The 15,414-nt window shown below is 54.7% G+C and carries 13 protein-coding genes; 7 read left to right on the top strand and 6 right to left on the bottom strand.

The annotated features are described in order from the left end of the window. Window positions 1-2: 2 nt before the first annotated feature. Window positions 3-821 carry an HNH endonuclease gene (locus V6D20_24525; protein HEY9818947.1) on the top strand — a complete coding sequence of 273 codons (819 nt, stop codon included), beginning with the start codon at window positions 3-5 and terminating at the stop codon, window positions 819-821. A gap of 141 nt (window positions 822-962) precedes the next feature. Here V6D20_24525 and V6D20_24520 read toward each other — a convergent pair whose 3' ends face one another. The 4 genes from V6D20_24520 to V6D20_24505 all read right to left on the bottom strand — a co-directional run bounded on the left by V6D20_24520 (window position 963) and on the right by V6D20_24505 (window position 5,902). Beyond that, window positions 963-2,540, bottom strand: coding sequence for a radical SAM protein (locus V6D20_24520; GenBank protein HEY9818946.1), 1,578 nt, complete (start codon window positions 2,538-2,540; stop codon window positions 963-965). A gap of 134 nt (window positions 2,541-2,674) precedes the next feature. Beyond that, window positions 2,675-3,775, bottom strand: a complete 1,101-nt coding sequence (locus V6D20_24515) for a hypothetical protein (GenBank protein ID HEY9818945.1) — start codon at window positions 3,773-3,775, stop codon at window positions 2,675-2,677. Window positions 3,776-3,867: 92 nt separating this feature from the next. Beyond that, on the bottom strand, window positions 3,868-5,517 hold the full coding sequence (locus tag V6D20_24510) for a DUF3352 domain-containing protein (protein ID HEY9818944.1): 1,650 nt from the start codon (window positions 5,515-5,517) through the stop codon (window positions 3,868-3,870). 160 nt (window positions 5,518-5,677) lie between these two features. Continuing rightward, window positions 5,678-5,902: a ferredoxin-thioredoxin reductase variable chain gene (locus V6D20_24505; protein ID HEY9818943.1), complete on the bottom strand. Its 225-nt coding sequence runs from the start codon at window positions 5,900-5,902 to the stop codon at window positions 5,678-5,680. Between the two features lie 63 nt (window positions 5,903-5,965). Between V6D20_24505 and V6D20_24500 the strand changes: the two genes are divergently transcribed. Beyond that, window positions 5,966-6,091 (top strand): hypothetical protein, encoded by a 126-nt coding sequence (locus V6D20_24500; protein ID HEY9818942.1) that lies wholly within the window; start codon window positions 5,966-5,968, stop codon window positions 6,089-6,091. Window positions 6,092-6,123: 32 nt separating this feature from the next. Here the strand turns inward: V6D20_24500 and V6D20_24495 are convergent, their stop codons facing one another. Further along, a complete protein-coding gene (locus V6D20_24495; protein ID HEY9818941.1) occupies window positions 6,124-8,181 on the bottom strand; it encodes a protein phosphatase 2C domain-containing protein in 2,058 nt (685 codons plus the stop codon). Between the two features lie 582 nt (window positions 8,182-8,763). On the opposite strand from V6D20_24495, the gene V6D20_24490 reads away from it, so the two are divergent. Then, window positions 8,764-9,228 carry an NfeD family protein gene (locus tag V6D20_24490; protein ID HEY9818940.1) on the top strand — a complete coding sequence of 155 codons (465 nt, stop codon included), beginning with the start codon at window positions 8,764-8,766 and terminating at the stop codon, window positions 9,226-9,228. Between the two features lie 51 nt (window positions 9,229-9,279). Continuing rightward, window positions 9,280-10,260 carry an SPFH domain-containing protein gene (locus tag V6D20_24485; protein HEY9818939.1) on the top strand — a complete coding sequence of 327 codons (981 nt, stop codon included), beginning with the start codon at window positions 9,280-9,282 and terminating at the stop codon, window positions 10,258-10,260. Window positions 10,261-10,418: 158 nt separating this feature from the next. Here V6D20_24485 and V6D20_24480 read toward each other — a convergent pair whose 3' ends face one another. Next, complete coding sequence (locus V6D20_24480; GenBank protein HEY9818938.1) at window positions 10,419-11,111, bottom strand: PD-(D/E)XK nuclease family protein; 693 nt, start codon at window positions 11,109-11,111, stop codon at window positions 10,419-10,421. Window positions 11,112-11,261: 150 nt separating this feature from the next. Between V6D20_24480 and V6D20_24475 the strand changes: the two genes are divergently transcribed. The 3 genes from V6D20_24475 to V6D20_24465 all read left to right on the top strand — a co-directional run. Next, complete coding sequence (locus V6D20_24475) at window positions 11,262-13,004, top strand: hypothetical protein (GenBank protein ID HEY9818937.1); 1,743 nt, start codon at window positions 11,262-11,264, stop codon at window positions 13,002-13,004. Window positions 13,005-14,448: 1,444 nt separating this feature from the next. Further along, window positions 14,449-14,835 (top strand): PadR family transcriptional regulator, encoded by a 387-nt coding sequence (locus tag V6D20_24470; protein ID HEY9818936.1) that lies wholly within the window; start codon window positions 14,449-14,451, stop codon window positions 14,833-14,835. Between the two features lie 230 nt (window positions 14,836-15,065). Then, the coding region (locus V6D20_24465) for a hypothetical protein (GenBank protein ID HEY9818935.1) at window positions 15,066-15,414 on the top strand (349 nt) is incomplete at its 3' end.

Here is a 15,414-nt window from a genome sequence, read left to right as displayed (position 1 = left end):
TCATGAATCGTAGAAAACCTTGGACACGAGATGAACTCATCATTGCGATGAATCTATATTGGAAGCTCCCGTTTGGTCAGTTTAACCATAAAACACCAATCATTATAGAAGTCGCTGAAAAGCTGGGCAGAACGGCTAGTAGTCTAGCGATGAAACTCAGCAATTTTGCCTCGCTTGATCCCGTCCAGCAAGCGCGTGGCATTCAAGGGCTGAGCGGAGTGAGTAAAGCTGACCGAATTATTTGGGAAGAATTTGCAGAAAACTGGGAACAGTTGGGGACGGAAAGTGAAGCACGTTTCCAAGAGTTAGTTGGTTTTGAAGTTTCCGCCTTCAATCAGGTGCTTATCTCGAAAAAGTCCAAGCCGCCTAAGCTATCTTCAATAAAAGATCATCCAGGCAGAGCCACAGAAGCAACGGAAGCTGAGGCTACAACCAAAATTAGACTTGGACAAAACTTTTTTCGGCAAGTTGTCTTGTCATCCTATGACAACCGTTGCTGCATCACTGGAAATCCTATTCCAGAGCTACTTATTGCAAGCCATATTATCCCTTGGCGTGAACAATCAGAGCATCGTCTCAATCCTCATAATGGATTGTGCCTTGCCCGTACTCATGATGCTGCCTTTGATCGGGGGTTAATCACATTTGATGAGAATAATAGGTTGGTTCTAAGTCACTATCTTCAAGAGTTTTTACCTGAAGAAACACTTGAACGTAACTTTGTTGCTTATGCTGGCAGTCAACTACGGTTACCTGAAAAGTTTTATCCCGAACCGGATTTTCTCCGTTTTCATCGAGAACAAGTCTTTCTTGGCACTTAGTTTATCTATGACAGGCTAGACGTTACCCAAAATAGTTTGGCGCTCATGATGCAATGCTGTCTATCACTGAAAATTATAGCGATCGCTCCCTCCAGGATCCATACAATACCCAAGGAGCGATCGCCATTTATCTTACTCGGCTTACTGCCCCACCGATGCCGCAACCGGATCAGGAACAGACTCATTCTTAGCTGCCTTCAGGGCTGCCAACTGTTCCTCAATTTCCTGACGAACAATGTCGCGATACTCTAGGAAATGTTCATTGTGGGCGCAGACGGTTAGGTATTGAACTGCCACCTCAGGGTTCTGCCGCAGGATACCCCAGAGGTTGCGCCAAAATTCCCAGCGGGTGCTGCGCTTCATACCCTGCCGCCAAATGACGATCAGTAATGCGCGCAGATCTACTAAGCTGGGCCACTGGAACGCTAGTTTATAGCGCGGCTTACCCATTTTTAGGAAATAGCGATAGACGCGATTTAGATAGGTATGAGGTTCATAGAGCGTGCTGAAGGCTTCTACATATTCCTGGGCAATTTGTTCAATGGGGCGAGTCGGTTCAAAGTTCATCAACGTGGTTTGGTTGATGCCCGCTTCTTGACCGAGTAAGCGTCCTTCTTTTTCTAACCGATGCCATAGAGCTGTATTCGGCAAAGCCTGCAGCATAGCAAAGGTAGTGGCAGGGATGCCGGTTAGCTCCACGAAGGTAACAATGCGATCGCCTGCACCAGGTTCTTCGTTATCAAAACCGATGATAAAGCCCGCCATCACCCGTAAGCCTGCAGCCGTAATCTTATCGACGGCATCAGCTAAGGAATCGCGGGTATTTTGAAACTTCTTGGTGAGGGTAAGACTTTCTTCATCAGGCGTTTCAATGCCTACGAAGATCGCATCAAAGCGACAATCGGACATCATAGCCATCATCTCTTCATCCTGAGCTAAGTCAACCGATGCTTCGGTGACAAAGCTGAAGGGATAGCCGCGCTCCTGCTGCCAGGCTTTGAGCGCCGGCAGTAAGAGTTTTACATTACGCTTATTGCCGATAAAGTTATCGTCCACCATGAAAACGCTGCGCCGCCAGCCGAGTTCATAGAGATAATCTAATTCTTTGAGCAACTGCTCGGGCGTTTTGGTGCGGGGTTTACGACCGTAGAGGACAATAATGTCACAAAATTCGCACTGGAAAGGACAGCCTCGGGAAAACTGCACGGACATGGAGTCGTACTGATCGAGGTCGAGCAGATCGAAGCGCGGCACGGGGGTGTTGGTGACGTCCGGCTTTTCGCCACCGGAACGGAAAACACCGCTGCGATCGCCCCTTTCTAGGGCTTCAACAAACATGGGCAGGGTAATTTCCCCTTCATCCAACACTAAGAAATCAGCACCGGCAAATTCCATATCCTGGGGAATGGAGGTGGGGTAGGGGCCGCCCACTGCCACGAGCTTGCCGCGCCGCTTCGCTTCTTGCACCTGGGCGATCATGTCGTCTTTTTGCACAATCATGCCGGAGAGAATAACAATGTCGGCCCAGGCCCATTCTTCTTCGGTGGCTGGACGGATATTGCGATCGACGAGCTTAAAGTCCCAGGTTTGCGGCAGCAGGGCAGCAACCGTAACCAACCCTAGCGGCGGCAGTAAGACTTTACGGTTAACCAGTTCTAAGATTTTCTCGTAGGACCAAAACGTTTTTGGAAAGATGGGATATATAAACAGTGCTCGCATGGGTTCAGCCGTTCCTCACAGTACCGTTTGCTTCATTGTAGGGTAAGCGTCCGCTTGCTGTTGTTTCGTGTAGAACGCCACCCAGGGGAGATCAACTGAATGCCTGTCCCCATCTTCGATCGAGAGGGGCAACCCTAGGACGATCGCGACAGGTTATACAAAAATACTAGGCTGCTATAGAGATGGAAGGCGGGATCCCAGGTGCTCTCGGCTTTACGCAGCAGGTCTAAATAATGGGGCAGCCCCATCACCAAATCGAGTTGGTTAATAGCGCTTTCCGCAAAGGGGGTAAAGTCTGACCACAGAGGGATGGCGTCTAGGGTTTGATCGAGAAACTGCGATAGGCGATTCCAGCTCAGACGCAGCGATCGCTCTCCCATGGCCGCATCATCCTCAAACATCACCCCAGCCTGAAACTGATAGGTATAGTCGCAAAAACGCACGATGGAGTTGCGTCCGGGAATATGCAGGTCATACACCTGGGCATAGTCCTGGGTGGCATCTTTCCGCCGCACCTGCCGCCGCGAGTCGAGGTCTACCACCTGTTCAAAAATAGGCAGCAGGCCCTTGACGCGCTGGGTCACTTCTGACCAGTCAAAACTAAGCGCGCCGGTTTGCCCATGCTCGTTCTGGCAAATCACCGTGGGCTGGGCAGACAGATCTTGGAAATACTGCACCCGAAAAACATGCAGTTGGCGAACGGCATCGAGGGGTTGCCAAAAGGCAGGAATGCCCACATCACGCAGTTCTTGACCATACACCTGCAGTTCGCCGATCGCTCCCATGCGGTAGAGCCGCCAGCCTCGGTTGGGCATCTGAAAGCGGGCGGTGTAGGGATCGAGTTTAAAGATTCGGGCAAAGTGCTGGGCAGCGGTCTGGCGTTGATCTGGGGCGATTGCTTCTAGGATCAAAAAGCCAGGTTTGCTGTGATCCGGGTCAGCCGTAGCGGCGGCGATCGCTTGCCGGCGCTGGTCTTGAATCTGCTGCTCCAGTTGCTCCAGCCCTTGGCGAGCCTGCATGGCCAGCTTGGGGTTGGTGGTAGCCTGCAGCACTTGGCGATAATACCGCTCCGCAGCTTCACTATGGTTAGCAATAGCCTGCAGCTTGGCGGCATAGAGCAACACACCGGGATCGGGGGGCGATCGCTGCAGTAGAGGCTTGATCAGCCGCGCCGCTGTTTTATAGTCTTTGCTCTGAAAGGCAGCAATGATGGGATCTAAGTCGGTCTGGGCCACAGAACTCCACCTCGGTATAGGTACCCAACCCTTGGGCTGTCTTAGTATGGCTCAGGGTACCCATGGTTCACAAGGGCGCATCTCTCCTGCTCCTAGCGACCCACATGGAGGAAAATCTCGCCGCGATGGGCGGTGGAGTCGTTGCCGTAGCTGGTGAAGGTAATCTCGTCTACGTCGGTCACTAATGGCGTTTTAGGACTGGTGATGAAGGAGAGAAGGGGAATTTTTTGGGCGATCGCGCCCCGTAGCTGGCTCCAGTTGAGATACAGATAGCCGTCGTTGGGGGTATGGAAGGGAGCGATCGCTCGCTGAAACGTAGCATCCCCCAAAAACGATTGGGTAGGGGCCGCCAAGGCCGCCTGCATGGCCCTCAGGGAGCTGGCCACCACGGTATAGTTCCCCAAACTGGTATAAACGCCCTGCACCTGAGCGGCAAGCTGCAGTTGGGGTTCAGTGACCGGCTTTAGGGTCGCCCAAGTGGCAATGGTCTGACCATCGAGGTTAAAGCGTCCGAGGCTGACGCCCTGCTCCGTGGCGACGACATCCAGATTCTGCAGCACCTCGGCCAACTCAGGAGACGACTGGGTCACCAACACCCAATCGCTAAAGGCAGGCGTGGTGGGCAATAGGGCGATCGCATATTCCCCGACGAGATGGGACAGAATATCCTGCGGTAGATCAATCCCCCATTGGGTTTGGCGATCGCTCACCAGAGACGCTAGCCATTGCTGCGGCAATCGATAGCCCGCCAGCCCGGCATTGAGCTGCTGCCAACTGCTGAATAGATCCACCCCCGCCGCCACCAGCGCGCTCTGGCGAGGGATATACTGCAAAGCACCCACTGGGGCAGAAAGCAGCGGCTGACTCAGGGGCATGTGCTGCCCGGCGGCAGAGAAGAGAGACCCTTCAACCACCAAGCCCCCGGCCGTCGATCGCACCCCGGCTAGCAAACTGGTCAAAAGGGGGAAAGGAGCCGGATCCGCCGACGGCACCAGCCAATCGAGCAACTGCGGTACATTCACAAACACCACCGCCAAGCGATCGCCCCCATGGGCCAAGGCTTCCTGGTAGCGGCGATCTTGGGCAAGGCTCAAGTTGGTCACCTGCACCGTATTCAAAGCCTGCTGCAGCACCTTAGGGTGATTGGCTAGCAGCACAAAGGAGTCAACGGTGACGCTGGCCAGGGTGGGCGCTTGATCTGGATCGCTGGGGGCATGAGTGGTAATGGTCACCCCGGCATAGCGTTCAAAAACCAGATCAGAGCCAGCGATCGCTTGATTGCGCCAAAGTTTTTGTACAAATTGCTCCGATCGCTGCAGGTCGGTACTGCTCAGAGCCAGCAGATAGCCCGGCTGCTCACCGTTGTCAAGATTGCGATCGAGGTCGGCAGTGGTGACCGCCAGGGTGACTTCATCACCCACCCAAGGCTGGATGTCGCGCCCATAGCTCAGCCCCGTATCGGCCAACCAGGCCTGGGTCAGTTGCTCGGCCGAGAGGGGCGATCGCCCTTGGGCAACCAGTTGAGCATCGATGGCGGCTAACTCATCCGGACGCACCAACACCGACACCATCAGAGGAGCCTGCTTAGCCACAAACATCGCGGCATCAGGACTCGACTTACCGTGAATCTCCGCAAGCGGAATACTAGGACGAAGGTCAGTTGTGCTACAGCTTGATAGCCCCAAGCCCATCACCGCCATCATCAGCAGTGCTACCAGGGAAACCAAAAAACGAACGATCATGCGTGCTCATCCAGTCCGTGAGTGGGGCAGGTTTTCCTGAGAAAACGCCACCCCCTAGTGTAGTGCTGAGCGGGAACCCCAACGGCGATCGCCACCCATAGTCTTGGCTAACCCATCGTCTAGACCGCCCATTTAGACCGCCCATCTAGACCGCCATGCTCTACTCCACCACCTCTAATTCTGTATCTCGCAGGTGGGCCTTAAATTTGCCGTCGAACTTCACCAGCCAAGGAAAGTTTGCGCTGATGGGCTTGTCTTTCCATTGGCTAGCCAACCCCACGACTTCACCTTCTTGTCCTTCTAGATCAAAAGGCTGGTTGCGATGTTTGGGGTGATGATAAACCACAACGGATTGACAAACTCGGACGCGATCGCCAACTTTCATAAATCTCTGTATCCCTCGTTCAACGGTGCATAATGCCAACGTAACCCTCATCGCCTCTGCAACATGAGCGACTTACCCTCACGCTTGGACGTCTGCGGCAAAGCGATCGCCCGCCATCCCTACATCCAGACTGGCCGTCAGCACAACTCTGAGGCAGGGCGGAAAAGAACCTTTATTATCTTTGCATAGGATGGGTACCCTTGAACGATTGGGGGCTGGAGCTAGGGTTGGGGCTCGCTTTCATCCATCTCCCCCGGATTGGCCTCGTCAGGCTGTTCAGGAATCAGCAATTGCTCCAGCCCATCGCGTACGCCGTAGGTGTTCACATACCGCCAGACTAAAATGCCCACGCCGCCCACCAAAAAGCAGAGCAGCGCTAGACCTAAAATCACCCCCCAGATGTTGCTGTGGTGCTCAGGGGAGCGATCGCTAGCCTCCTCATCTAAGCCGCTATCCCAGGGCAGATCCGGCTCATCCTCATCCTCAGGGTAGAGCAGGGCCCGGGCCGTGTCAGACAAGTCCGTATCTGATGGTTCCGGCGGCGCATCCCCCGGCTCAAACAGTTGGGGACTCGACAGCGATGCCCGACAGTCAAGCAAGACCACCGAAGCATTGTCATGGCCATTGCGCTGGTTCGCCAGTTCTAACCAGGAGCGCACGGCCGCATCCAGGGACATCTTATCCTTCAGCACCCTTTGGGTAGACTCTTCCCAAAGGGTTTCCACCCAGCCATGGTCACTCAGACCATCGGAGCAGAGCAGCAACACCCCATCTTCTTCGAGAATGAAGCGCTGGACGGTGGGATGGATATAGTCCGCGTCTTTGGTGCCCAAGGCCTGGGTGAGTGCGCCCGCATTGGGCTGCAGGCGGGCAGCGCGGTGTAGGCTATTCCCTAACACCACCTCGCGGTTGGCCATATCGTGGTCGAGGGTGAGCCGATGGCAAGACTCTTCCGTCAGCCAGTAGGCGCGGCTATCGCCAATATGGGCCAGGTAGAGTTCGTGGGTATTGCGATCGCCGGTTTCGGTGCGAATGCGTTGGGGCAACTGCAGTGCCAGCATGACGGTGGTGGCCATACGCTGACGGGCCGTGCGCCCCTGGCTATCGTTTTGCGCCGCGATCATATTGTTGGCAATGCGCAAAATCGCCTCAAGCTGCTGGGTGACAATATCCGGTGACAGCACTTCGCCCTGATCGACAACCTCCGTCAACAAAGCAGAAAGCTGGAGCTTGAGCGATCGCAACGCCAGCCGACTCGCCACCTCTCCGCCAGCATGACCGCCGATGCCATCACAGACGATCGCCACATGGGGTTTGAGAATAACATCTTCGGCGAGATTGCTCTCTGGGCCGTTGGGATAGCAAGCATCTTCATTATGCGATCGCTGGGGGCCCGTCGTTGTGCCGCCCGCCACCCGCAGCTTAATCGGCAGTTGACTCGCCTGTTCTAGCAAGAGCTGGTTCAGCTTCTGGGCAATGGCAGCCACGGGCGGCGCAGTTCGCAGATCCTCCATGGAGCCCGTTGCCGATGCGTCGGCATCCACACCAGACTCGCCGCCAACGGCCACCAAGGTGGGAGACAATTGCCCCACGGACTGCATTTCGTAGCAGATCGAGCGTAGCCCTTGGGCGATCGCTCCCGGTTCATTGCCAATCCACTGCAGCCACAGGGTCGCCAACTGCCCTAGACTCGCCGGCGCATCCAAGGTTTGGCTCACCTCAAGATCACGTAGCTGAATTCGCCAGCCATCCACCCGAATTTGCTCAGGACTCAGCAGAGCCTGAGCCACCCCCTGCTGGGCCAGCGGCAGCCAAAGCTGGAACAGTTGCCAGAGCCAATAGACCCGCCGCACCGGAGTGGCGGCATCCCAAGCGGTGGCGATCGCTGGATGCAAAATTCCTTGGCGGTGCAGAGGGCCCTGTTCTAGCAGCAAAACCGGCTCCGGATCGTCCTCTAGGTGACAAACACCGTAGACATCGGGAATGTGGAGATGGTGAGAACGCAGTTTTAGATAGGGGAGCGCAGCTTGGGGCGACTGGGCAGGCAAGGCGGGCAAACGTCCTGGTTGAGTATCCAGCCAAATGTGGGGAGCAACCACCGCATAGCGATCGCTCACCCGCGTACCCACCGGCACCGCCTCCGCCCTGGCCCCCACCGCCCAAAGGTAGCGATGCACAAGCGGCTTACGGCACTGACGGCAGAGGAGCTGATCCACGGAATTACCCGGCTGGGCACAGGATGGATCGGCACACTCGATGGATAGGGTAGAAGGGCTCATGGTGGCTCAACCGGCGAACAATGTAGAAGAATGTAAGATGACTATAATCAACAGGGCTTTTTACTTAGCAGTCTAGCGCTCTACCTCGATGGTGATGCCATCCGATTGATCCGGTGATCAAGTCTAGGTGCAGCTCTGACCCACCTTAATCTCTCCAACTCACCCTAATCTAAAGATACACAACTAGCTGACCGCGATCGCCCCAGAGGTGAGCTAGATTGAGTCTAGGTAACTGCCCAGGAGGTAACACCCAGACGCCATGGCAGACCTGCTGTCAGAGTTCAAGACCTCAGAATTGCCTACCCCAACGCCACCGTTCCGCTCGACGTCAGATCCAACTCCACCAGCAGCTTACTAGAGAAAGGCATCCATCTAGGGTTTTGCAAATTTTGGCAAATCTTTGCAGAAATGACCACTGTAGTTACGTCAGCCGTCAAGCCCCATGATCAGACCTTGCATCAGCCAAACCTCCGAAAAACTAAGCTAGCCAACGTGGTTATGAGGAACACCTACGATTGAACGCGTAGTTAACCCACAAGCGATCGCTTCCTTGAGGACATCGATCGTTGTGATCCGACAGCTTTGATTGACGCTCCTTTTGACGATGAATTGATGGTCTCTATGGAACCTCCGCTAATTTGGCTGATTGCTGGCGTAATCCTATGCGCCATGGAATTTACAATTCCCACCGCCTTTACCGAATTCACCCTGGGCGTAAGTGCCATTATTGTGGCGCTCGTGGCGCTCGTGGTACCTCAGGTTTCCATTCAAATTGTGCTGTGGCTGGTGCTATCCGTCGTCGCAACGCTGATGTTACGGCGATTTATGCCACCCCAAACCAATAGAGTGCTGGAAGATGCCACCGATGCCAAAACCTTAACGGAGATTCTGCCTGGCGAAACCGGCCGGGTGCTCTACGAAGGCAACTCTTGGCCCGCCCGCTGCGAAGATGACGTGGCGATCGCCCCCAACCAATTCGTGTATGTGGTGGGGCGGCGGGGCAATACCCTGCTAGTGATGCCGGAAACCTCCATTCATCCCCGTTGATAGCCAAGCCTGTTGTTTCAACGACCCTTCGCTACTTAGGAGACTGATCCCATGAATCCATTGATGTTTCTGATTGTCATCGCCTTTGGCGGCTCGATTACCCTAGCCAACTCCGTAAAAATTATCAACCAAGGGAATGAAGCCCTGGTGGAAATGCTAGGGAAATACAACAACAAAAAGCTGAAGCCCGGCATGAACTTCATGGTGCCCTTTATCGAACGGGTGGTTTATCAAGAAACCATTCGGGAAAAAGTGCTGGATATTCCTGCCCAGCAATGTATTACCCGCGATAACGTGTCCATCTCCGTAGATGCCGTGGTCTATTGGCGAATTATGGATCTAGAGCGAGCCTACTATAAGGTGGAAAACCTGCAGGCAGCTATGGTGAACCTGGTACTCACCCAAATTCGCTCAGAAATGGGCAGGCTAGAGCTGGATGAAACGTTTACAGCTCGCTCAGAAGTCAACGAATCGCTCCTGCGAGAGCTAGATACGTCCACCGACCCCTGGGGCGTGAAGGTGACCCGAGTGGAACTGCGCGACATTATGCCCTCCAAGGCCGTGCAGGAATCCATGGAAATGCAAATGACCGCCGAACGCCGCAAACGGGCCGCCATCCTCACCTCGGAAGGGGAACGGGAAGCCGCAGTGAACTCTGCCCGAGGTCGGGCCGATTCGCAGCTACTCGCAGCCGAGGCGGATCAAAAAGCGGTGATCCTAGACGCCGAGGCTCAGCAAAAGAGCATCGTCCTGCGGGCCCAAGCCGTGCGCCAAGAACAGGTGCTCAAAGCCCAAGCCACCGCCGAGGCCATGAAAATTATTTCCAATATCCTCCAATCTGATCCCAATGCTCGGGAGTCGCTGCAATATCTGATGGCTCAACAATATATTGAAATGGGCACCAAGATTGGCGAAAGCGATAGCAGCAAGGTGATGTTCATGGATCCCCAAAGCATTCCCGCCACTGTGGAAGGGATGCGATCGATTATTGGCGATGGGATGCCCCAAGTCTCCATGCCACCGAAGCATTAGGTGATGGTGTACGAGTGACGCTTTGGCAACCATCCGAGCCGACCTTCCTCCGATTCCCTCAAAGCCGGGGAATCGCGAGGGGTGGCGTCATGCAACCCTAGCACTGCTCCAGTGGACACCGAGGGGCACTCAACGATCCCTAGGATCACAGCAGACTCTTAGCGATAGCGGCGATCGTACTGGGCTAGGCGATCGCACCATTGATGCCAATACTCTCGAAGCTGGTCGGGGCCAAACCAAAATACCTCCGCAGGTTGATCGGGCAGCGCCACGACCAGTAGAGCATGGCGCAGGTGCAGGCGATCGCCATAGCAATGGTTCACGGCACCGCAGTAGGCGGCAAGCTGGAGAGGCTGATCATAGAGGCGATCGCTCGATCGCTTGGGCACATCGGCCGTTTTCCAATCACATAGGCAGGGCGTGCCTTGGTAGCTAACCACGCAATCGACCCGGCCGGCATAGCCCAAGTCGTAGTGAAAAACGGGGCTTTCTACCAAACGCACGGTGTCGAGATCGGCCAGCACCGATTGCAAACTGTGCCAGTAGGGCTGCACCGTATCGGGACAGGTGACTACTTCACCTTGCAAAAATTGCCGTAGGTACTTGTGGGTTTGGCTACCCCGGCGGCTGGCCGTCGTTGTCACCTTAGTTGCGGCATCGTGCCCTAGACGCGATCGCCACTGAGCCAGAGCAGCGCGGGCCTCCGGTGGCTTAGTGGCATTCAAAATGGTGCTCACACTCGGGAGCGATCGCGCTTGGTCATCTTGAATGAACTGTCTCCCAGCTTGGCGCACGGATTTCCCCGTCAAGGCTGGCAGCCAATCTGCTCCTGGCGGCATCAGCTCGGCCATCGTTTCCATCCTTCTACGCGTCTCACCATGCATCTAGTATCCATGGTCTTGGATGAAACGTGAGTGAGGCTTGAAATGCGTTACGGCTTCGCCTAACGCAATCCTACTCCTGACTAAGATCACGGACTGAGACCGCTTCCTGATAAAGTGATGGGCGATTCGTTCAGCGCAACTTCCATGAACCATGTGCCGCCACGAGGTAGATCGCCAGCAGCCTGGATTGGACTTCTGCTATGGATGCTTGTGGGCACTGGATTACGCCTCTGGGGCTTAGCCGACAAACCTCTGTGGACGGATGAGTTTGCCACCTTGGTCTTTAGCCTAGGGCATAGCTTTCAGACCGTCCCCCTCGACCAAGTCATCTCCCTCGACGCTCTGCTAGCGCCGGTGCAGCAGCTCCCCAACTCCGCTTCCCAGGTGGTCACCAATCTCCTCAGCGAAAGCAACCATCCGCCCCTTTATTTTGTCCTCACCCACCTATGGCTGCGGCTGTGGAATGCTTTGGACGGTCAGTCCATAGTAGTAGGGGTGCGATCGCTGTCTGTCCTATTCGGAGTATTGGCCATTCCCGCCACCTATGGTCTAGCTTGGATGGCCAGCCGTTCCCAGCGGGTTGCACACGTTGCCGCTGGCTTGATGACCCTCTCGCCCTTCGCAGTCTACCTCTCCCAAGAAGCTCGCCACTATACCCTGCCCATTCTGTGGATTCTTGCCTCCCTGGCCCTTTGGCTGCAAGCCGTGCGATCGCTTCAGGGTCAACGCCGATTCAGCATCCCAGACGTCGCCCTCTGGATTAGCGTCAACACCCTTGGCATCGCCACCCACTACTTCTTCACCTTCACCCTGCTGGCAGAAGCGATCGCCCTCATCGTTTTAGCCATCGCTTGGCGCTCTAACCTACAGAGATCAGCTTTATGGCGAATTTTGGCGGCCATAATTGGCACGGCGGCGGGCGGTGCCGTATGGTTGCCGTGGCTGTTGGGAGCCCATGATAGTGAACTCACCCGCTGGATCTACCAAGGCGATCGCTCAGGACTCGGCTGGCTGGATCCCCTAGGGCAAGCGATCGCTGGCTGGATTACCATGCTCTACCTCCTGCCCATCCAAGCAGCATCCACCACCGTCGTGATCGGGTCTGCCTTAGGTCTCGTTGGGTTGGCCATCTGGACGGTTTGGCTACTGGGGTCGAGTCGGTCGGGACTAAGACAGGGACTAGGAACAGCCACCCCAGAGCATCCTCCATCCTTGGGACAAGCGCTCGTTCTGCTGGTGGTGATCGCCGTCCTGATCTTCCTCGGCATCACCTACGGTCTAGGCATGGATCTCACCAGTGCTTTCCGCTACAACTTCGTCTACTTTCCTGCTGTGTTGGTGGTGATCGCCATCTGGGTGGAGCAAAGCGATCGCCCGGTGACGCGCTGGGGTCTATCGCGTCCTGCCCTAATCATGCTCATGGCCGCACTGCTGGGTAGCCTAACCGTAGTCACCAATCTGGGCTACCAAAAGACCCATCGTCCTGATCGCGTGGTAGATGCCATCTATGCTCAAGTGCCGGCCCAAGCAACCCTGGTGGCGATCGCCCACCGCACCCACGGACAAACTGGCCGGCTGATGGCCATCGCCTGGGACATCCAGCAACGCTACCCTGCCGCCCAAACAGGACGACCAGCTCCCCAGTTTCTCCTCGCCCACCAGCAACAACCCATCGACGCTGCCAACACCTTGGATGCCGTTTTAAGCGATCGCCCCCGTCCCCTACAGCTTTGGTTCATCAACATGCAAACAGTTCCCCCGCGCCGCCTAGAGGCGGTGCTAGCCGATCAAAGCTGTCTGCCTATGCAGGATGCTGACTCCGTCGATGGCTATCGGTATCAGCCCTTTGAATGCCGTTGAATGGGGTGCCGTAGCGATCGCCTGACCTAATGAACTACCTAGATCCGTAGATCTGCTTGGATCATCATTCGCCTTAAGAGACCCGACCTCGGACACATCCCAGGTTGGCAACCCTCACCCTCAAACGATGACAAGCCATCTTGGCAATAAGACTGTTTCTGACACCAAGAGCACCTAGCTCATCCGTAATAACCCTGAATTAGCCCCCATGATGCCCCAAGATCAGGACTCTATATCTATCCTTGCCCAATTGCGTAAGTTTGCTGTGGCTAGTCTTCCAAAAGTTGTCTAAGGTTTGCACAGGTGCGCCTGTAACCTATCAAAATTGTCACTTCAAGATTGTTCAACCTCAAAATTGTCACTGTGCGTCCATGAACATCTTCCATGCTCACACCAGCAGGATGGTGAAGGTGTGGACATGCTCCACATCAATGATGCTTTGGATGTACGTCATAGGTTCCTGAATGTTGAGGACTAATCTCCGTCGCTGTAGAGCATGTTAAGTTAGCCAGGAGGCGATCGCTGCCCCTTCCATTGCTACTCCTTCAACGAGTCAGACTCCCATCCATCCATCTCAAGAGGGTGAAGGGTAATCAGCAGTGGATGCTAAATTCTGTGAAATACTCTTAGGGGGACATTTCATGTACGGTAAGTCATGATGTCTCTACGCTATGTTCACCTTGCTGCTCGTGTTGCTAGGGCGGCTCCAACCAGCAGAATCTCTGCTGCAATGGGGGTATGCCGTTCCATAGATCGTGTTTTTACGGTCTACATCTAACTAAATTTTCTAGGTATAGCCATTCCCATGAGTTAGGGCATCCAGAAGCCCTGGGGATGTTCAAACCTTTGAATAGTCATCTAGGGCAGGTCTTCACCAGACTGACCACAGCTATATCTGGACGACAGCCTACGGTTGTTGATTGTCGGCCCTATCCATGGGGACTGCCCTGTCCACGACATCTGTCGTTCCGTCATCCTAGGTTTTAGGTGTGATCAATTTTGCACCGATGGGGAACTCTTATCAACCATCACCATTCAGGTTAGATCAGTGAAGCTATCATTTTGCATCCCCCCCAAGGCAGCTTGTTCTCAGCCTTGCCTCCCATAACGCCTTGTCTCCGTTGCGCAGCAACGGTTGACGGGGTGCTTATACAGCAACATTCTAGTCCCGAGAATTATTGCCCATCACCTTGCATCACAGCGCCTGAGGCAAGCGGCAGATTGTCCTAGAGATCCTCTAGGACGGTTATCTAGTAAAACGTCATCCTAACGAGAGTACGCCCCTTGCTTTCCTAGGAGAAACTGCTCTGCTGCTCCTTCATGGTGCATCTCATCACACTACGTTGCACCTAGATCCTGCTAGTAGCCCCCCATGCAGTCATGTTGCCCCTGCCGTGATTTTGCCTCCATGCCAGGCGATCGCGTCTAACTTGACCTTCGACCTATGACTTCCATGACCACGTTTGACGATGTATACGAATTTTTTAGTAACCCACCGCCGTTTTACCTCAACAAAGAACTCGCCATTTGCTATGTCCTAGATGTTCTGATTCAGCATGACTCCTATGGCACAGAACTGATTCGGCAGCTTCAAGATGAGCATCCCAACTATCGGCTCTCCGATACAGTGCTCTACAGTGCCATCAAGTTCCTCGAAGACGAAGCAGCGATCACCGGCTATTGGCAAAAGATGAAGGGGCGAGGACGACCTCGACGCATGTATCAGGTGTCACCCAAGTGGCGATCGCAGGCCCAGGATTTAGCCCAGCTCTGGCAAGGCTACATTGGCCGCTCATCCCGCCTATCCCGACAAGGAACGTCCATGCCCTAAGCAGACGTTCTAAGCAGCCAGTTTTTGGGTAAAAGCCCTATCCTGCAAGACTTTTACCCAAAAAGCGATCGCTCCCGTCCATGTCATTGTCGGTAGGGGAACCCCGAGGTGCTCCAGCAGCACCATTCATCTGAGTCCATGCAAACGATTCAGATGAAGCTGTGCAGCATCCAAACGGCAGTGGTATCGTAAAGTTATATGAAAAAACTGAGGATACCCTCATTAAAGCCATGACGCAAGAGCGCATCCTATACGTTCGCCTTCCTTGCAATCCTATTTTTCCCATCGGTGTTGTTTACTTGGCAGATCATGTCCATAAACAATTTCCGGCTATTGAACAACGCATTTTTGATCTAGGAACGGTTCCTCCGCTGGACTTCTCCACCGCCCTTGATGCCTGCATCGACGAGTTTCAGCCCTCGCTGCTGGTTTTCTCTTGGCGAGATATTCAAATCTATGCCCCGGTGGGCGGGCGGGGCGGCAACCCCCTGCAGCACGCCTTTGAGTTTTATTACGCCAAAAATCCTCTGATTCGCCTGCGCGGTGCCATGGGCGGCCTCAAGGTGACCACGGCCTACT

The sequence above is a fragment of the Candidatus Obscuribacterales bacterium genome (assembly GCA_036703605.1).
Lineage (GTDB): Bacteria > Cyanobacteriota > Cyanobacteriia > RECH01 > RECH01 > RECH01.
The sequence above is the reverse complement of the archived record's forward strand: the minus strand, read 5'-3'. Positions and strand labels throughout refer to the sequence as shown.